The sequence below is a fragment of the Agromyces bracchium genome, assembly GCF_009709675.1.
Classification (GTDB): Bacteria; Actinomycetota; Actinomycetes; order Actinomycetales; family Microbacteriaceae; genus Agromyces; species Agromyces bracchium.
Genome location: NZ_WMLB01000021.1, coordinates 19,100 through 36,486, shown reverse-complemented (window position 1 = coordinate 36,486; position 17,387 = coordinate 19,100). Strand labels below are relative to the sequence as shown.

The 17,387-nt window shown below is 72.7% G+C and carries 18 protein-coding genes and 1 tRNA gene; 8 read left to right on the top strand and 11 right to left on the bottom strand.

Annotation, left to right across the window (positions count from 1 at the left end; all coding sequences use genetic code 11):
- Positions 1 to 59: 59 nt before the first annotated feature.
- Positions 60 to 641, bottom strand: a complete 582-nt coding sequence (locus GJ743_RS08430; RefSeq protein ID WP_155051467.1) for an NUDIX hydrolase family protein — start codon at positions 639 to 641, stop codon at positions 60 to 62.
- A gap of 104 nt (positions 642 to 745) precedes the next feature.
- Between GJ743_RS08430 and GJ743_RS08425 the strand changes: the two genes are divergently transcribed.
- Entirely contained in the window at positions 746 to 1,378 is a 633-nt protein-coding gene (locus tag GJ743_RS08425) for an alpha/beta hydrolase (RefSeq protein WP_155051466.1), read from the top strand.
- Positions 1,379 to 1,396: 18 nt separating this feature from the next.
- Here GJ743_RS08425 and GJ743_RS08420 read toward each other — a convergent pair whose 3' ends face one another.
- Positions 1,397 to 1,798 (bottom strand): DUF5997 family protein, encoded by a 402-nt coding sequence (locus GJ743_RS08420; RefSeq protein WP_155051473.1) that lies wholly within the window; start codon positions 1,796 to 1,798, stop codon positions 1,397 to 1,399.
- 142 nt (positions 1,799 to 1,940) lie between these two features.
- Here GJ743_RS08420 and GJ743_RS08415 point away from each other — a divergent pair, with 142 nt between their 5' ends.
- Both GJ743_RS08415 and GJ743_RS08410 read left to right on the top strand, forming a co-directional pair.
- Positions 1,941 to 2,651 carry a LysR family transcriptional regulator substrate-binding protein gene (locus GJ743_RS08415; protein WP_328288963.1) on the top strand — a complete coding sequence of 237 codons (711 nt, stop codon included), beginning with the start codon at positions 1,941 to 1,943 and terminating at the stop codon, positions 2,649 to 2,651.
- Entirely contained in the window at positions 2,648 to 3,400 is a 753-nt protein-coding gene (locus GJ743_RS08410; RefSeq protein WP_230386658.1) for a glutamine amidotransferase, read from the top strand. The genes GJ743_RS08415 and GJ743_RS08410 overlap by 4 nt, the downstream gene beginning before the upstream one ends.
- Before the next feature lie 148 nt (positions 3,401 to 3,548).
- On the opposite strand, the gene GJ743_RS08405 is transcribed toward GJ743_RS08410, so the two are convergent.
- A complete protein-coding gene (locus GJ743_RS08405; RefSeq protein ID WP_155051465.1) occupies positions 3,549 to 3,815 on the bottom strand; it encodes a GlsB/YeaQ/YmgE family stress response membrane protein in 267 nt (88 codons plus the stop codon).
- 121 nt (positions 3,816 to 3,936) lie between these two features.
- Between GJ743_RS08405 and GJ743_RS08400 the strand changes: the two genes are divergently transcribed.
- The gene (locus GJ743_RS08400; protein WP_155051464.1) at positions 3,937 to 5,019 is read left to right on the top strand and encodes a DNA polymerase IV; all 1,083 of its coding nucleotides are present in this window, start codon (positions 3,937 to 3,939) and stop codon (positions 5,017 to 5,019) included.
- A 70-nt stretch (positions 5,020 to 5,089) separates the two neighbouring features.
- Here GJ743_RS08400 and GJ743_RS08395 read toward each other — a convergent pair.
- Positions 5,090 to 5,179, bottom strand: a tRNA-Ser gene (locus GJ743_RS08395).
- 115 nt (positions 5,180 to 5,294) lie between these two features.
- Here GJ743_RS08395 and GJ743_RS08390 point away from each other — a divergent pair.
- The gene (locus GJ743_RS08390; RefSeq protein ID WP_155051463.1) at positions 5,295 to 6,167 is read left to right on the top strand and encodes an SGNH/GDSL hydrolase family protein; all 873 of its coding nucleotides are present in this window, start codon (positions 5,295 to 5,297) and stop codon (positions 6,165 to 6,167) included.
- Between the two features lie 9 nt (positions 6,168 to 6,176).
- On the top strand, positions 6,177 to 7,544 hold the full coding sequence (gene radA, locus GJ743_RS08385) for a DNA repair protein RadA (RefSeq protein ID WP_155051462.1): 1,368 nt from the start codon (positions 6,177 to 6,179) through the stop codon (positions 7,542 to 7,544).
- Here radA and GJ743_RS08380 read toward each other — a convergent pair.
- The 5 genes from GJ743_RS08380 to GJ743_RS08360 all read right to left on the bottom strand — a co-directional run bounded on the left by GJ743_RS08380 (position 7,541) and on the right by GJ743_RS08360 (position 13,262).
- Entirely contained in the window at positions 7,541 to 7,948 is a 408-nt protein-coding gene (locus GJ743_RS08380; RefSeq protein WP_155051461.1) for a dehydrogenase, read from the bottom strand. The genes radA and GJ743_RS08380 overlap by 4 nt on opposite strands.
- Before the next feature lie 205 nt (positions 7,949 to 8,153).
- Complete coding sequence (locus tag GJ743_RS08375) at positions 8,154 to 8,822, bottom strand: hypothetical protein (protein ID WP_155051460.1); 669 nt, start codon at positions 8,820 to 8,822, stop codon at positions 8,154 to 8,156.
- 74 nt (positions 8,823 to 8,896) lie between these two features.
- On the bottom strand, positions 8,897 to 9,406 hold the full coding sequence (locus GJ743_RS08370; RefSeq protein WP_155051459.1) for an amino-acid N-acetyltransferase: 510 nt from the start codon (positions 9,404 to 9,406) through the stop codon (positions 8,897 to 8,899).
- A gap of 45 nt (positions 9,407 to 9,451) precedes the next feature.
- Positions 9,452 to 10,645, bottom strand: a complete 1,194-nt coding sequence (locus GJ743_RS08365; RefSeq protein WP_196216955.1) for a M20 family metallopeptidase — start codon at positions 10,643 to 10,645, stop codon at positions 9,452 to 9,454.
- A 94-nt stretch (positions 10,646 to 10,739) separates the two neighbouring features.
- Positions 10,740 to 13,262, bottom strand: coding sequence for an ATP-dependent Clp protease ATP-binding subunit (locus tag GJ743_RS08360; RefSeq protein WP_155051458.1), 2,523 nt, complete (start codon positions 13,260 to 13,262; stop codon positions 10,740 to 10,742).
- A 202-nt stretch (positions 13,263 to 13,464) separates the two neighbouring features.
- On the opposite strand from GJ743_RS08360, the gene GJ743_RS08355 reads away from it, so the two are divergent.
- Positions 13,465 to 13,989, top strand: a complete 525-nt coding sequence (locus GJ743_RS08355; protein WP_155051457.1) for a glycine cleavage system protein R — start codon at positions 13,465 to 13,467, stop codon at positions 13,987 to 13,989.
- Between the two features lie 12 nt (positions 13,990 to 14,001).
- Here GJ743_RS08355 and GJ743_RS08350 read toward each other — a convergent pair whose 3' ends face one another.
- The gene (locus GJ743_RS08350; RefSeq protein ID WP_155051456.1) at positions 14,002 to 15,636 is read right to left on the bottom strand and encodes a glycosyltransferase family 39 protein; all 1,635 of its coding nucleotides are present in this window, start codon (positions 15,634 to 15,636) and stop codon (positions 14,002 to 14,004) included.
- An 8-nt stretch (positions 15,637 to 15,644) separates the two neighbouring features.
- Positions 15,645 to 16,154: a hypothetical protein gene (locus GJ743_RS08345; RefSeq protein WP_155051455.1), complete on the bottom strand. Its 510-nt coding sequence runs from the start codon at positions 16,152 to 16,154 to the stop codon at positions 15,645 to 15,647.
- A gap of 121 nt (positions 16,155 to 16,275) precedes the next feature.
- On the opposite strand from GJ743_RS08345, the gene GJ743_RS08340 reads away from it, so the two are divergent.
- Positions 16,276 to 17,292, top strand: a complete 1,017-nt coding sequence (locus tag GJ743_RS08340) for a pirin family protein (RefSeq protein ID WP_155051454.1) — start codon at positions 16,276 to 16,278, stop codon at positions 17,290 to 17,292.
- Positions 17,293 to 17,387 lie beyond the last annotated feature (95 nt).

Below are 17,387 nucleotides of genomic sequence, written 5' to 3'. Positions count from 1 at the left end.
ACACTCGGAGCCACCAGCCACAGCCCACCAGCATCAGGCTGCGAACGCCATCCTCACAGTCAGACCAGGGCGCCGACCGCGGCGAGCGCGCGACGCAGCAGCACGCCGCGCCCGCCCTCCATCTCGGCGCCGAACGCGTCGCTCGCGGCCTCGGCCGGCGACACCCAGGTGACCTCGAGCGCGTCCTGGCGCGGCTCGCACGTGCCCGTCACCGGCACCACGTAGGCGAGCGAGACGGCGTGCTGGCGCTCGTCGGTGAACGGCGAGATGCCGGGCAGCGGGAAGTACTCGGCGACCGTCGCCGGCACCGGGCTCGCCGGCAGCAGCGGGAACGCCATGGGGCCGAGGTCCTTCTCGAGGTGGCGGAACAGCGCGTCGCGGATCGTCTCGCCGTACATCACGCGGCCGGACACGAGCGTGCGGGTCATCTCGCCGACCGCGTTGGCGCGCAGCAGCACGCCCACCTCGGTGACCTGGCCGACGCCGTCGACGCGCACCGGCACGGCCTCGACGTAGAGCAGCGGCAGCCGGCCGCGGATCTCGGCGAGCTCGAGGTCGGAGAGCCAGCCGGGGTTCGCGGGAGGCTGGACGACCGGTTCGTCGTCGGGGTTCCAGTCCGGGTCCGGGGTTCGTACGGCCATGGCTCGATTCTGCCCCACACGACCGGAGAGTGCCGTGAATCCGATGGCGGGGCCGGCGACCTCGCCCGGCCGACGGGCCCCGCCGCCCGGGGTACGATGCCCGGATGCGGATCGACGACGAGGCGGTGATGTGGTCGGCCTCGCCGGCCGACCGGGCCGGGCGGCCCCTGCTGGTGCTGCTCCACGGCTACAACTCGCACGAGGGCGACCTGTTCGGGCTGAGCCCCTACCTGCCGCTCGAGCCCGCCATCGCCTCGCTCCGCGCGCCGATCTCGACGGGATACGGCCACGCGTGGTTCCCGCTCCTCGCGCAGGGCGACGAGTTCGCGATGGCCGGCGCGGAGGAGGCGACGACCGCCGTGATCGAGTGGCTCGACCGAGTCGCGCCGGGCGAGGCATCCGTGGGCCTGCTCGGCTTCTCGCAGGGCGGCGCCATGGCGCTCGAACTGCTGCGCCGCGCGCCGGAGCGTTTCGCGTTCGCGGTGAGCCTCGCCGGGTTCGCCCTGCCGGGCCGACGCGAGGGCGACGAGCGGATGGCGGAACTCGCGCCGCCCGTCTTCTGGGGTCGCGGCACGGCCGACGAGGTGATCCCCTCGACCTCGGTGGTCAGGACCCAGGAGTGGCTGCCCGAGCACGCGTCGCTGGACCAGCGGGTCTACGAAGGGCTCGGGCACTCGGTGTCCGACCGCGAGATCGGCGACGTGCGCGCCTTCCTCGCGGCGCGCTACGCCGCCTGAGGGCGCGTCGCCGCAGGCTCAGACGCCCGCGCCGCCTCCGCCGCCTCCGCGACCGTCGTCGCCGCGCGCGGCGCGCTCGGCGTCGCGCTCGGCGATCCGCCGCTTCTCGGCGCGGACGCCCGCCTGGCGGGCGCGCTCCTCGACGAGCCACGCGGGCGGCGCCTCGAGCAGCGCCTTGATCTCGGCGCTCGTCAGCGGGTCGGTGATGCCGGCGCGCGCGAGGCCGGAGTTCGAGACGCCGAGCTTCGCGGCGACGACGCTCCGTGGGTGCGGGCCCTCGCGGCGCAGCGTCGCGAGCCACTCGGGCGGCTCGGCCTGGAGCGCGGCGAGCTCGTCGCGCGTGACCGGCGCGGCGCGGAACTCGTCGGGCGTCGCGTCGAGCAGGACGCCGAGCTTCTTGGCCGCCGTCTCCGGCTTCATCGACTGGGACTGGCGGGGCTTGTCGGCGTTCACCCCTCCACGGTAGTCGCGTCGGCCGCTCGGCGCTCATCGGGACGTCACGGGCCGGCCGCCCCGGCGCTAGCCTGAGAGGGCCGCGCGCGCGGCGGGAACGAGGTCGGACGTGTCGCTGCGGCTGAGGTACGTCGCGGGCGTGAGCCCCGCGAAGTGGCTTCGGGCGTGGGCCGACCGTCGCCCCGACCTCCCGCTCGAGGCGACGCGGGCCGAGCAGGCGGAGCAGCTCGCCGACCTCCGGGCGGGCGAGGCCGACCTCGCGTTCGTGCGCCTGCCGATCGAGGACGCGGGCCTCCACGTCATCCCGCTGTGGGAGGAGGTCGCGGTCGCGGTCCTCCCGAAGGACCACGCGTTCGCGGAGGCCGACGAGCTCGCACTGGCCGACCTCGCCGACGAGACCCGGGCGCCCGAGCAGGACGACCCCGCGATGACCGTCGAGCTCGTCGCTGCGGGCACGGGCTGGGCGATGCTCCCGCACGGCGTCGCGCGCCTGCACCATCGCCGCGACGTCGTCGCGGTCCCGGTGACGGATGCCTCGAAGACGCGCATCGCGCTCGTGTGGCGGGTCGAGCGCGACGACGACGACATCCAGGAGTTCGTCGGCGTCGTGCGTGGTCGCACGTCGCGCAGTTCGCGAGGCGGTGGGCAGGCGGATGCCACGGCAGGTGATGCACGCGCCGACCGGCGGGGCGCTTCCGCCCGAACCCGCGGTGACCGGAACACGTCGGGCACGGGCACGCGCAGCTCGGGCCGCGGGGCCGGCAAGGGCTCCCGCGGTGCCGGCGCCCACGGCCGGCGGAAGGGCGGCAAGCGCCGATGACGATGACGAACGAGTTCCTGTTCCTCTCCGCGCGCCCCGAGGTCGAGGCGGTCGGACCCGAGTACGAGTCGGTCCGGCGCGCGTCGGGGCTCGACGCCGGACGGCTCGACCACGTGCGCCTCGACGTCGAGTCGATCGCCGACCTCGACCCGCGCCGCTACGCCGGGATCATCGTCGGCGGCAGCCCGTACAACGTGACGACGCCCGAGGGCGGCAAGCACGCGACGCAGCTCCGCGTCGAGGCCGACCTCGCCCGCCTCGCCGAACGCGCCGTGGCGGCCGACCATCCCGTGCTCTTCACCTGCTACGGCATCGGCGTGCTCACGCGCGTCCTCGGCGGCGAGGTGGGCACGCTGTACGGCGAGGAGGCCGCCCCGGTCGAGATCACGCTCACCGACGACGGCCGGGCCGACCCGCTGCTCGCCGGCCTGCCCGCGCGCTTCGACGCGCTCGTCGGGCACAAGGAGGCCACGAGCCGCCTGCCCGACGGCGCCGTGCACCTCGCCCGCTCCGCGGGCTGCCCGGTGCAGGTCTACCGCGTCGGCGCGAACGTGTACGCCACCCAGTTCCACCCCGAGGTCTCCGCGGCCGACTTCATCGCACGCGCCGGCGTCTACCGGCACCACGGGTACTTCCCGGCGCACGAACTCGAGGCGTTGCGCGATCGCGTGAACGCGGCATCCGTCACCGAACCGCAGCGGATGCTGCGCCGCTTCGTCGAGCTCGCCGACGCCCGCGCCGCGGGCTGAGCCGTCCGTCCGGCACTTCGGTCGGCGCCTCGGTCGCCGTGACCGCGGCCGTCGCCGCGCACGCCGTCGCCGCGCACGCCGTCGCCGGACGTCCGACGGCCCGGCCGACGCGAGGGTCGACCGGGCCGTCCGGATGGAGCGTCGCGGATCAGGCGGTCTTCTTGCGACCGACGATGAGTCCGTAGATGAGCAGGACGATGATGGAGCCGCCGATCGCGAGCAACCAGGTGGTCAGGTTCCAGAACTCACCGAGCTGCACCCCGAAGAGCACGCTGCCGAGCCACCCGCCGAGCAGGGCGCCGATGACGCCGAGCAGGAGGGTGATGAACCAGCCGCCGCCCTGCTTTCCGGGCAGGATCAGCTTGGCGATGGCCCCGGCGATGAGGCCGAGGAGCAGGAATGCGAGGAAACTCATCGATTCTCCTTCCGTTTGGTGCCAACTGTCCTCCTGAATGCTTCCTGAGTGCAAGAGGTTGTGCAGGCGTGTTCACTTCCTGTACTTGCGCGTGTCGCCCGCACGGCGGAGTCTGGGGCGCATGGGGGCTCGCCCGCACGCCTGGGTGCTGCACGTCGACCTCGACCAGTTCATCGCCGCGGTCGAGGTGCTCCGGCATCCGGAGCTCGCGGGCAAGCCGGTGATCGTCGGCGGACGCGGCGATCCGTCCGAGCGCGCGGTCGTCTCGACGGCGTCGTACGAGGCGCGCGAGTTCGGCGTCGGGTCGGGGATGCCGCTGCGCCTCGCCGCGCGGAAGGTCCCGGACGCCGTGATCCTCCCCGTCGACGCACCCGTGTACACCGAGGCATCCGCCCGGGTCATGGAGACGCTGCGCGCGCACCCCGGCACCGTCGTGCAGGTGCTCGGCTGGGACGAGGCCTTCGTCGGCGTCGACGTCGCCTTCCCCGAGGCGACCGCGCGCGACCTGCAGCGCGAGGTGCTCGAGCGCACGGGACTGCACTGCAGCGTCGGGATCGGCGACACGCTGCTGCGGGCCAAGGTCGCGACCGAGTTCGGCAAGCCCGGCGGCGTGTTCCGGCTCACCGGCGCGAACTGGATGGCGGTCATGGGCGAGCGGCCGACGAAGGCCGTCTGGGGCGTCGGCCCGCGCATCGCGCGCCGCCTCGCCGCGCACGGCATCGAGACCGTGGCCCAGCTCGCGGGCGCCGACCTCGACGTGCTCGTCGGCGAGTTCGGGCCCCGCATGGGGCCGTGGTTCCGGCAGCTCGGCCGCGGCGAGGGCACGCGCGTCGTGGACGACACCCCGTGGGTCGCTCGGGGGCACAGCCGCGAGACGACGTACCAGCAGGACCTCACCGAGCCCGCCGAGATCGAGGCCGCGCTGGGCGAGCTCGTCACGCACGTCCTCGCCGACGTCGCCGCGGAGGGGCGGCCCGTCATCGGGCTCACCCTCAAGGTGCGGTACGTGCCGTTCACGACGAAGACCTTCAGCCGCCGCATCAGGCCGCCGACGACCGACCCCGACGAGGTGGTCGCGCACGTGCTCGAGCTCGCGGCGAAGCGCGACGCGAGCCGGGCGGTGCGGCTCCTCGGCCTCCGCGCGGAGATGCCCATGCCCGAGGACGCCCGCGACGGGCACACGCCGACGCGCAGCGGCTGGTGACGCAGGCGGGGACGCAGGGACCCGCCGACATGACGAACGCCCCGCATCGCTCGGATGCGGGGCGTTCGGTTGGCGGTACCGGTGGGATTTGAACCCACGGTGCGCTTTCACGCACACAACTTTTCGAGAGTTGCACCTTCGGCCGCTCGGACACGGTACCGAGATCGATGATAGCGGCCCGCGCGCGAGGTGCCAAAACGAGCGGATGCCGCGCCGTCCGCCGCGGGGACGTCGCCGTTCAGCGCCCGTTCAGACACCGGCCATAGCGTCGCGCCATGGTCGACGAACGTCCGCCCGCGGCATCCGTCATCGCCCTGCTCGTGCCGATCGCGCTCGTCGCGGGGGTCGCGCTCGCGCTCCGCGCGACCTGGCGACGCTTCCGGGCGCGGATCACCGAGAACAGCCTGATCCTCAACGAGACGCTGCCCGTGCACTCGAAGTGGTGGCGCGACCACGCGAAGGTGCGCGGCGAGATCCTGTACGTGGCGCTCGGCGACAGTGCCGCCCAGGGCATCGGCGCGAGCCGCCCCGACCACAGCTACGTGGGTCTGCTCGGGCGACTCATGCGCGACACGACCGGGCGGTCCGTCCGCGTGGTGAACCTCAGCGTGTCGGGTGCGACGACGACGCTCGCCGTGCAGGACCAGCTGCCGAAGCTCGCGAAGTTCCGCCCCGACGTCATGACCGTCTCGATCGGCGCGAACGACATCGCGAAATGGGATCCCGAGGCGTTCGAGCGCAACCTCCGCACCATCTTCGCCGCCGTGCCCCCGCATGCGCTCGTGGCGGACCTGCCGTTCTTCTACTTCCCGCACAACGAGCGGAAGGTCGCCGTCGCGAACCTCATCCTCCGCCGGGTGGCCGCCGAGTCCGGGCTCGAGGTCGTGCGGCTGCACCGGGAGACCCGCGTCCGCGGGTGGCGGCGCATCTTCACGCACTTCGCCAACGACTGGTTCCACCCGAACGACCACGGCTACCAGGTGTGGGCCGACGCGTTCCGGCCCGCGGTGCTGGCCTCGCTCGAGGCGAGGTTCGCCGTCGACCAGCCGGTCGCGCCGACGGCGCCGATCGAGGCGGTGTCGGATGCCGCGGGGTCGGTGCCCGCCGCGGCGACGGATGTCCCGGCGGATGTCGGGGGCCGGCCCTAATCTCGGGGCATGGCGAAATCCACGACCGCGTTCCGTTGCACCGAATGCGGCTGGAGCACCGTCAAGTGGGTCGGCCGGTGCGCCGAGTGCCAGCAGTGGGGCACAGTGATCGAGGCGGGTGTCGAGACCGGCATCGTCCGCAGCCTCCAGCCCGTCGCGCCGAGCGCGGGGCGCGCGGCGCGGCCGATCTCGGCGATCGTCGAGAGCGACGACGCGGCCCATCGTCCGAGCGGGGTCGGCGAGTTCGACCGGGTCCTCGGCGGCGGCATCGTCGCGGGGGCCGCGATCCTACTCTCGGGCGAGCCGGGGGTCGGCAAGTCGACGCTGCTGCTCGAGGTCGCCGCGCGCGTGGCCGCCGCGGGGCGCCGCGTGCTCTACGTGAGCGCGGAGGAGTCGACCGCGCAGGTCCGCCTGCGCGCCGGTCGCACGGGCGCGCTCCACGACGAGCTCTACCTCGCGTCGGAGACCGACCTCGCCACGATCCTCGGCCAGGTCGACCAGGTCTCCCCCGAGCTGCTCATCGTCGACTCCGTGCAGACCGTGTCGAGCGCGCTGTCCGACGGGCTGCCGGGCCAGCCGAGCCAGGTCCGCGAGGTCGCGTCGACTCTCATCCGCGTCGCGAAGGAGCGGCAGCTGCCGGTGCTCCTCGTCGGCCACGTCACGAAGGACGGCACGATCGCCGGCCCCCGGCTGCTCGAGCACCTCGTCGACGTCGTCTGCCAGTTCGAGGGCGATCGGCAGACGGCGCTGCGGTTCGTGCGCGCGCTGAAGAACCGCTTCGGGCCGACCGACGAGGTCGGCTGCTTCGAGATGACGGGCGACGGCATCGCCGAGGTGCCCGATCCCTCCGGGCTCTTCCTCAGCCGCTCGCGGAACGCCGTGAGCGGCACGTGCGTGACCGTCGCGCTCGAGGGTCGTCGGGCCCTGCCGGTCGAGGTGCAGGCGCTCGTCGTGGGCACGAAGGCCCCGCAGCCGCGCCGCGTGGTGAACGGCGTCGATCCGTCCCGGGTCGCGATGATCATCGCGGTGCTCGAGCGTCGCGCGGGCCTCCGCCAGCTCGGCGAGCACGACGTCTACGTCTCGACGGTCGGCGGCGTGCGGCTCGTCGAACCCGCGGCCGACCTCGCGATCGCCGTCGCGATCGCGAGCGCGATGCGCGATCGGGCCGTGCCGCACGACCTCGCCGCGGTCGGCGAGATCAGCCTCGCGGGCGAGGTGCGCCCGGTCGCGTCGGCGCGCCAGCGCGCGTCCGAAGCGGCCCGGCTCGGCTACCGAGCCCTGCTCGACGACGAGCTCGGCAGCGTGCGAGCAGCCGTCGAGCGAGCGATGATGGCCGCCGGCGGGGCGCGCGAACGCGAGCTCGATGCGGCCTTCTAGACCTCGAGCGCCTTCAGCAACTCGGTCGGCGAGGCCTGCATCGGGTGCGGGCCGGCGATGTCGAGGAAGACGGTGGTGATCGTCGTCTCGTAGCGCGTGAGGAACGTCTTCAGCCAGCCCGCGCTCTGCAGGCCCACGGCCGGTGGCAGGTTCGCCGGCTTGTGCTTCGCGTCGCTGAAGAGCAGCAATGCGACCTCGCCCGTCTTCGGATCGCGGTAGGTCCACACCTCGCCGCCGTCGAGGGGCTTGTCGCGCGGCCCGGGCTTGATGAGCGGCACGACCGTGTTGCCGTTGCGGAGGGCCAACGCGACCGCCGCCATGTCCTGTCGCTCGAGGGCCTCGGCGAGCGCCTGGGAGCGGAACTCGACGGGCTGCGTGGGCTTCGAACGCTTCGGACCGGCCATCCCACCAGCCTATCGATGGCCGACGCGCGTCCGCCGTCCGGGGCCGGGACCCCGGTCGGGGGCCCGCGGCGCGAGGTAACACCGCGGACCCCGTGGACCGCAGGATGGTTAGTCCGCCTCCGATCCTGCTGAGCTTTCCTCGCGGGATCAACGGTGCGCCGTCACACGCGGACACATCCACCGGCATCCTGCGATGACGTGCCGGTCAGTAGAGCAGGAACTGCTTCGACGTCGACGACTCGAAGCCGTTCACGCTGACGCTCAGGTGGTACGAGGCACCGCCCGCGGGCACGCCCGCCCGCTCGCCCCCGCAGGTGTCGGCGCTCGACCGCGTGCGGTCCCACGTGATCGGCTCGCTCGACGAGACCGGCGCACCCGGCTCGATCGAGACCTCGGCGTCGACCGGGTCGACCTGGCAGTGGGTCGAGGTCCAGTACGTGTCGGCCCCGCTCGTGACCGTGAACACCTGCGCCGCCGTCCCGACGTTCATCACGCACGAGTTCGACCCGGTGTTGGTGATCGTGACCGACAGCTTCGGCTGCTCGCCCGCGGCGTAGACGGCCGCGTCGGTGACGGCCTCGACCGTGATCTGCTCGGGCGTGCAGGGGTCCCCGTCGGCGGCCGGCTCCGCGGCCGGCTCGCTCGCGGGCGGGGTCGCGGCATCCGTCGCGCTCGCCCCCTCGGTGGCCGGCGCCGAGGGCGTCGCACTCGCGGGCGTCGTCACGCCGACGTCGTCGCCCTGGCTGGCGCCCGGACGGACGAAGACGAGCACGACCGCGACGATGACCGCGACGAGGCCCAGGAGCACCATGAGCCGACGACGCCGATACACCGAAGCGGGCAGGCGCCCGGGCGCGGGACGATCGGTCGACATGGGCTCAGGCTACGGCCGCGCGATCGACCCGCCCGGGCGGTCGCCCGGCGCGCCCCGACACGGGTGGGGAACGCTCAGAGGACTTTCAGCATCCGGGTGTTGCCGAGCGTGTTCTGCTTGACGCGCGCGAGGTCGAGGAACTCGGCGACGCCCTCGTCGTGCGAGCGGACGAGCTCGGCGTACAGCTCGGGATCGACCGTCTCGGCGCCCATGTCCTCGAACCCGTGGCGGCCGAAGAACGCCACCTCGAAGGTCAGGCAGAACAGCCGGCTGAGCCCGAGCTCGCGCGCGTCGGCCTCGAGCGCGGCAAGGAGCGCGTGCCCCACGCCGTGGCCGAGCCACTCGTCGCCCACCGCGAGCGTCCGGATCTCGCCGAGGTCCTCCCACATGACGTGCAGCGCGCCGCACCCGACGACCGCCCCGTCGGCGGTCTCCGCGACGCGGAACTCCTGCACCGCGCCGTAGAGGTCGACGCGCTCCTTGCCGAGCAGGATGCGTCGGGCCACGAGCGGCTCGACCAGGTCCACGATCCTCGGCACGTCGGTCGTGCGCGCCCGGCGCACGGTGATGGGCGGCTGCGTCATCCGCTCATCGTATTGCGCGCACGGGACGCGCCCGACCACGTCGATTCAAAGCGGTCGTCGATGCGCCGCCTCCGTCCCCGCCTGCCGGGACGTGACAGGTCCGTCCACGCCGAGCAGGTCGAGGATCAGCCCCGTGAGCAGCGCCGTGCGCACGGGGATGTCCTCGACCATCACGTGCTCGTGATCGGCGTGAGCTCCTCCGCCGACCGCACCCAGTCCGTCGAGCGTCGGCACGCCGATCCCGGCGGTGAAGTTGCCGTCGGATGCGCCGCCGACGACGATCGCCTCGGGCAACGACAGGCCGAGTTCGCCGGCGACGGCGAGCGCGCGCTGCCACACGCCCTCGGTGGCGGCGACCTCGAGGGGCGGTCGGCCGACCCCGCCGTGCACTGCGATACGCGCTCCGGTCGACGAGGCGAGCGACCGGAACTCCGCGTCGACGCGCTCCTGCTCGGCCGCCGTGAGCGCACGCACGTCGACCTCGAACGAGGCGTGCGCGGGCACGGTGTTCAGGGTCGTGCCGCTCCGGGCGAGCGTCGGCGTGACCGACGTGCCGAGCGCGGCATCCGCGAAGCCGACCACGACGCCGACCTGGTGCGCGAGTTCGAGCGTCGCGTTGAGTCCCTTCTCCGGCTCGAGGCCCGCGTGCGCGGCCCGTCCGGTGATCTCGACGCGGTAGCTCGAGGTGCCCTTGCGCCCGATCTTCAGTGCGCCGTCGTCACCGGCGGCCTCGAGCACCAGGGCGGCGACGCATCCGTCGGCCTCCTGCTCGATGAGCGGACGCGAGCTCCGAGACCCGAGTTCCTCGTCGCCGGTCACCAGCAGCGTGACGGCGGCATCGGGCAGGTGGCCGAGGTGCGCCACGGCGTGCACCGCCATCACCAGGCCGGTCAGCATGTCGAAGCAGCCGGGCCCCCGGATCACGCCGTCCTGGATGGAGAACGGATGCGTCTCGAGCGAGCCGACCGGCCAGACGGTGTCGTGGTGGGCGAGCAGGAGCACGCGCGGCGCATCGGTCTCGGGCGAGCCGAGGTGCCAGCGGAGGTGCGTGCAGCCCTCGACGACGATGCGTTCGGGTGCGAAGCCGATCCGCTGCTCCCCGATCTCGGCGACCACGTCGGCGGACCGCGCGACGGCGGCGAGGTCGGCGGATGGCGACTCGACACGGACCAGCCGCTCGAGGTCGACCAGCATCTCCGGCAGGCTCGCGTCGGCCCAGTCCAGCAGCGGATGTCTCATCGCGGTTCGCCTCGCACTCCACGTCGGGGAACGACACTTCGACGATAACGACGAAGGGCGGATGCCGCAGCATCCGCCCTTCGAGTCGGAACCCCTACTGGCCGGCGGCCAGGTCGGGCGTGGCCGGCCCGGTGCCGATGGCCGCGCCCGTGTTCACGCCGACGCCCACCGGCAGAGCCCGCTGGGTGGTCGTGAAGACGAACTCGCCGTCCTTGAAGTCGACGTGCACGTGGTCGCCCGAGTTGAGCTCGCCGTGCAGGATCTTCTCCGACAGGCGGTCCTCCACCTCGTGCTGCACCGCGCGACGCAGCGGACGGGCGCCGAGCGCCGGGTCGAACCCGACCTCGATGAGCCGCTCCTTGGCCGGGAGCGTGAGCTCGACGGTCATGTCGCGGTCGAGCATGCGCTCGCCGAGGCGCTTGATGAAGAGGTCGACGATCTGCAGCAGCTCCTCCTTGCTGAGCTGCGGGAACACGATGATCTCGTCGACGCGGTTCAGGAACTCGGGCTTGAAGTGCTTCTTCAGCTCCTCGTTCACCTTCGCGCGCATGAGGTCGTAGCCCGTGCGGGTGTCGCCCTCGATCTGGAAGCCGACCGGGCCGCCCGAGATGTCCTTCGTGCCGAGGTTCGTCGTCATGATGATGACGGTGTTCTTGAAGTCGACCACCCGACCCTGGCCGTCGGTCAGACGACCCTCCTCCAGGATCTGGAGCAGCGAGTTGAAGATGTCGGGGTGCGCCTTCTCGATCTCGTCGAACAGCACGACCGAGAACGGCTTGCGGCGCACCTTCTCGGTGAGCTGACCGCCCTCCTCGAAGCCGACGAAGCCGGGAGGGGCGCCGAACAGGCGCGAGACGGTGTGCTTCTCGCCGTACTCCGACATGTCGAGCGAGATCATCGCCGACTCGTCGTCGAAGAGGAACTCGGCGAGCGCCTTGGCGAGCTCGGTCTTGCCGACGCCCGTGGGGCCGGCGAAGATGAACGAGCCCGAGGGGCGCTTCGGGTCCTTGAGGCCTGCACGCGTGCGGCGGATCGTCTTCGAGAGGGCGGCGATCGCCTCCTCCTGGCCGATGACGCGCTCGTGCAGCGCCTTCTCCATGAAGACGAGCCGCGACGACTCCTCCTCCGTCAGCTTGAAGACGGGGATGCCGGTGGCCTGCGCGAGCACCTCGGCGATCAGGCCCTCGTCGACGACCGCGGTCGTCTTGACCTCGCCCGACTTCCACTGCTTCTCGAGGCGGAGGCGCTCGCCGAGCAGGTTCTTCTCCTCGTCGCGCAGCGACGCGGCCTTCTCGAAGTCCTGCTCCTCGATCGCGGTCTCCTTGGCGGAGCGCACCACGGCGATCTTCTCGTCGAACTCGCGCAGCTCGGGCGGCGACGACAGGATCGACAGGCGCAGGCGCGCGCCGGCCTCGTCGATCAGGTCGATGGCCTTGTCGGGCAGGAAGCGGTCGCTGATGTACCGGTCGGCGAGGTTCGCCGCCGCCACGATCGCGCCGTCGGTGATCGAGACCTTGTGGTGCGCCTCGTAGCGGTCACGCAGCCCCTTGAGGATGTTGATCGCGTGCGGGAGCGACGGCTCGGCGACCTGGATCGGCTGGAAGCGGCGCTCGAGCGCGGCATCCTTCTCGAAGTGCTTGCGGTACTCGTCGAGCGTGGTCGCGCCGATGGTCTGCAGCTCGCCGCGCGCGAGCAGCGGCTTCAGGATCGAGGCGGCGTCGATCGCGCCCTCGGCGGCGCCCGCACCCACGAGGGTGTGGATCTCGTCGATGAAGACGATGATGTCGCCGCGCGTGCGGATCTCCTTGGTGACCTTCTTCAGGCGCTCCTCGAAGTCACCGCGGTAGCGGGAGCCCGCGATGAGCGAGCCGAGGTCGAGCGAGTAGAGCTGCTTGTCCTTCAGCGTCTCGGGGACCTCGCCCTTGACGATCGCCTGCGCGAGGCCCTCGACGACGGCGGTCTTGCCGACGCCGGGCTCGCCGATGAGGACCGGGTTGTTCTTGGAGCGGCGCGAGAGGATCTGCATGACCCGCTCGATCTCCTTCTCGCGGCCGATGACCGGGTCGAGCTTCGACTCGCGCGCGGCCTGCGTGAGGTTGCGGCCGAACTGGTCGAGGATCTGCGAGCCGCCCTGCGGCTGCTGCTGCTCGTTCGCGCCGACCTGCACCTGCTCCTTGCCCTGGTAGCCGGAGAGGAGCTGGATGACCTGCTGGCGCACGCGGTTGAGGTCGGCGCCGAGCTTCACGAGCACCTGGGCGGCGACGCCCTCGCCCTCGCGGATGAGGCCGAGGAGGATGTGCTCGGTGCCGATGTAGTTGTGGCCGAGCTGGAGCGCCTCGCGGAGGCTGAGCTCGAGCACCTTCTTGGCGCGCGGGGTGAACGGGATGTGCCCGGTCGGCTGCTGCTGGCCCTGCCCGATGATGTCCTGAACCTGCTCGCGGACGGCATCGAGGGAGATCCCCAGCGACTCGAGCGCCTTCGCGGCCACGCCCTCACCCTCGTGGATGAGGCCGAGCAGGATGTGCTCGGTGCCGATGTAGTTGTGATTCAGCATCTTGGCCTCTTCCTGGGCCAGGACGACGACACGACGGGCTCGGTCCGTGAATCTCTCGAACATCTCAACTCCTCGCCGACGCCGGGTAGGGGCGTCGTTACGTTCAACGGTAACGACCGCGGCTGCACGGTGGGCCGCTGTTCGCCACGGGCGCACGCTCTGTGACGTGGTTCGTCGCGACGCGGCGAGCGGATGCCTCCGGCTCGATACGGCGCCGGATGCCGCGGGCTCGACCGCACCCGCCGGCCCGTGGTTTGATGCACGCATGTCCAGACTCGTGCTGACCGTCATCGGAGACGACCGCGCCGGACTCGTGGGGGCGCTCGCCGACGTCATCGGCGAGCACGGCGGCAACTGGGAGCAGAGCCAGATGGCCGAGCTCGCGGGGCAGTTCGCCGGCATCGTCGTGGTCGAGGTGCCCGCCGAGCAGGAGGCCGCGCTGCGCGCCGCGCTCGACGGCCTCGACGGGCTCATGGAGGTCTCCGCGCATCCGGGCCTGGAGCCGAAGGCCGAGGTCGAGGCATCCGCCTGGACGCCGCTGCGCATCGACCTCATCGGCAACGACCACCCGGGCATCGTGCGCGACATCTCGGCGGTGCTGGCCCGGCACGGGCTCAGCATCGAGACGATCACGACGGGTCAGCGCGACGCGCCGATGGCGGGCGGCCGACTGTTCGAGGCTCACCTCGTGGTGCGGGTCCCGCCGGGCGGCGACCCCGCCGACGTGCGCGACGACCTCGAGCGCGTCGCGAGCGAGCTGTTCGTCGACCTCACGCTCGGTCACGGCTGAGCGCCGTCTCGTTCAGTCCGGCCGGCACTCGAATCGGCTGAGTTGGAACGCCGCGATCTCACGTGAGGATTCCGGGTCGTCTTCGCCCAGGCAGGCGGCGAGCGATGGGTCGACGGTCTCGAGGTCCCGGGCGGTCACGGGCAGGATCGTGATGAGCCAGACCGTCGTGCCGGGCTCGATCGCCGTGTCGGCCGCTTCAGTGCGGAACGGGCTGGTCGAGGTCACGGCCCGGACCGAGATGAGGTCCTGCCCGCCCTCCGGCAGCCGGGCGCGCAGTTCCGCCGCGTGCGCGTCGTCCCCGGCGGCGGCCGCGAATTCCGGCGAGAGCCCACCCTCCCAGTACCGTTGCACGAGCGCGACCCGGTCGCCCGGCGTCGCCTCGGCCCGCATGACGTCGAGCACCCGCTCCATCCCGCCCGCCTGGCGATGGATCGCCGCTTCCCGTTCGACGGAGAACGAAACCGACGACACGAGGACGACGAGCCCGAGCACGCCCGCAGCGATCCCGGCTCGGCTGCGGGACTGCGGGCGACTGCGCGTCGAGAAGCCGATCCCGACGGCGGCGCCGATCGCCAACGCCGCTCCGGCCGACGACCAGACGAGGTAGCGGTCCGCGAGCATCGGAGAGATCGTCCACGACCCGATCGTGAGCACCAGCCACGGAACCAGCGCCAGCGCGGCGCCGAACCAGACGGGGCGACGGGCGGCGATGGACGATCGCTGCATCGGGGAGTCGGAGGCACCCGCCCCCCGGGGGCCACCGGCGGCCGCGAGCGTGCACGCGACCATCGCGACGACGACGAGCAGCGCGATCGCATCCCACACCACCGCACGACCCGGTGTCACGCCCACGGCCTCCGCGAGATGGGCGATCGCCTCGCGCGGGCCCGGCACGGCGATCGCGCCGAGTTGGCCGCGCTGGGCGGCACCGGCGACGAGGACGGCCGCGGCGACGCCGAGCATCGGGAGCGACGAGAGGGCCCACGCACGGAACCGGCCCGCGCGGCCGAGCAGCAGGACCGCGGTGGTTGCGAGCGCGACGACGGCGAACAGGTGGAGGGCGACGGCGACGGCGGCGGCGCCCCCGTATCCGGCCCACGCCCATCGGCGCCGCCCGCCATCCGAATCCTCCGGCGTCAGGGCCGATTCGAGGAAGAGCACGGCCATGACGGCGAAGAGCGCCGACAGGGCGTACGGCCGAGCGGTCGTCGCCTGCACGACCAGCGCGCCGTTGACCGCGATCGCCGTTCCCGCCGCGAGCGCGGCCCACGTTCCCCACCAGCGCGCGGCGAGCACGCCCACGATCAGGGTCGTGCCGGCGAACGCCACGATGGACGGCAGCCGAAGGCCCGTCCCGGTGCCCCCGAGCACGGGTGAGAGCACGTGCATGAGGGCGTAGTAGGGCCCGAGCACGGCGTCGACGCGCTCGAGGGCGCGGACGAGGTCTCCGGGATCGAGGGCCGCGAACGCGGCAGTCGCGTACTCGTCGAGCCAGAGCGGGGCGAACGCCGAGCGTCGCAGGGCGAGCAGGACCGCGAGGACCGCGGGTGCAGTCACCGCGAGGGAGCTCAGCCACGGCGAAGGCCGGGCCCGCCGGCCGGGCGCCGCCTCGAGCGTGGTCTCGGGAACGCGATCGTGGTCGGACACCACCACCACTACTTGACCGGCACGGTCACGACCTGGTCGCCGATCGTGACCTCGAGCGGCTCGGTCGTGGTCGTGAACACCGGGGTCCAGAAGACGGTCGTGTGCGGGACGAAGTCGGCGGTGCACGGCTGGGTCTCGGGTTCGGGCAGCAGCACCTCGACGGCGTTGCCCTCGCCCGCCTCGGCGAGCACCGTGATCTCGGTCAGCACGACGGGGCAGGTCGACGAGCCCCAGATGGTGATCGCCAGCTTGCCGCCGTCGTCGAGGTACTGCACGTACGGCTCGTCGCCGGTCGGCTCGGCCTCGACCACGTCCTCCTCGTCGGTCTCCTCCTCGGTGCCGCCGCCGAGCTCGGTCTCCTCGCCGCCGGCCTCGTCCGTCGCCTCCTCCTCGGCGACCGGCAGGCCGGGGAAGTCCTCGACGGCGCCGGAACCCGGATTGCAGCCGGTGAGCAGCAACGTCGAGGCGATCGCGAGGCCGGCCAGCAGCAGACGACGGGGTCCGGTGAGCGCAGTCATGGCGCCATGCTGCCATGACGACGGCCGCGACGGGCGGGACCTCCGGCCCTACCGTCGGCGTGTCGGGCGTGCGCCGCGGCGGGCGGGACACGCCCTCGGACGCCGCGCGTAGGATGCGGGAATGAGCAACCTCGAGCGCGATCCCGTCGAACTGCTCTGCCCGCCCGACGAGGCGACCGGGCCCGCGGTCGACGTCTACGAGTACCGCGAGGTGCCGCTCGGCGGCCCGCGGGCGATGCCCGTGCGCCGTACGCTCCCGCAGCGCGGCCGCACGACGATCGGCGCGTGGTGCTTCGCCGACCACTACGGCCCCGACGACGTCGCCGAGACGGGCGGCATGGTCGTGCCGCCCCACCCGCACACCGGGCTCCAGACGGTGAGCTGGCTCTTCGAGGGCGAGATCGAGCACCGCGACTCCACGGGCAGCCACGAGCTGGTCCGCCCCGGCGGCGTCAACCTCATGACGGCCGGCCGCGGCATCTCGCACTCCGAGGTCTCGACGCCGTCCACCACGCGCCTGCACGGCGTGCAGCTCTGGGTCGCGCTGCCCGACGAGGCCCGTTCGGTCGCGCCGTTCTTCGAGCACGCCGACACGACGCCGTTCCGGCTCGGCGATGCGACCGTGCGCGTGTTCGTCGGCGAGCTCGCGGGCGACGGCGAGACGACGGATGCCGCGGCCGCGCCGGTCACGGTCTTCTCGCCGCTCCTCGGCGCGCAGGTCGACCTCCCGGCCGGCGGATCGGTCGACCTCGCGCTCGATCCGACGTTCGAGCACGGCATCCTGGTCGACGTCGGCCCCGCGTTCGTCGAGGTGCCCGGCGCCGACGCGGCGGCCGAGGTGCCGTGGTCGCACCTCGCGCACCTCGAGCGGGGCCACGAGCGCGTGCGCCTCCGCGCCGACGCCGACCCGGTCCGGGTCGTGCTGCTCGGCGGCGTGCCGTTCGGCGAGGAACTCGTGATGTGGTGGAACTTCATCGGCCGCTCGCACGACGAGATCGTCGAGTTCCGCCGACGCTGGCAGTCCGACGTCATCGCCCGCAACGACGCCGACGGCCCGTTCGGCACGGTCGGCGGCTACGACGGCGATCCGCTGCCCGCGCCCGAACTTCCGACGGTGCGCCTCAAGCCGAGGCGCTGATCCGCGGCATCCGCCCGCCTTCGATCGGAGCCCGCCCGCGATCGCGGCGCGCGGCCGCGCACACGGCCGACGGCCGGCACCAGGAGGTGATGCCG